The 335-nt window shown below is 72.5% G+C and carries 1 protein-coding gene and 1 pseudogene; both read right to left on the reverse strand.

Annotation, left to right across the window (positions count from 1 at the left end; all coding sequences use genetic code 11):
• Window positions 1-207, reverse strand: a 207-nt coding sequence (locus ACLZOT_RS50950) for a response regulator (RefSeq protein WP_416976111.1), incomplete at its 3' end; no start/stop codon positions are given.
• Window positions 208-224: 17 nt separating this feature from the next.
• Window positions 225-335: pseudogene (locus ACLZOT_RS50955) on the reverse strand (TetR family transcriptional regulator); the annotation flags it as partial.

A 335-nucleotide genomic window follows, 5' to 3' on the forward strand; every position in this document is an offset into this window, starting at 1 on the left:
GGCGAGGGCGGCGCGCAGGCCCTCGTCGCGGAAGTCCGGCGGCATCCGCACATCGAGCACGGCCGCGTCGGGGCGGTGCTCGATGAGCGCGGGCAGGACCTCGGGGCCGGTGCCGGCGACGGCCACGACCTCGTGCCCGGCCGACGTCAGCAGGAGGACGAGGCCCTCGCGCAGCAGCGCGTTGTCCTCGGCGATCACGACTCTCACAGCGGTTCCGCCCTTGCTCACAGCGCCTTGAGCGCCTGGGTGGTGGTCCGGGCCAGGGCGTCCAGATAGCCCTTGGGAAGCTTTCTGGTGCGGGCCACCACCATCCGCCAGTACAACGGCCCGGAACT

Source organism: Streptomyces sp. 4F14, from assembly GCF_048159485.1.
Lineage (GTDB): Bacteria > Actinomycetota > Actinomycetes > Streptomycetales > Streptomycetaceae > Streptomyces.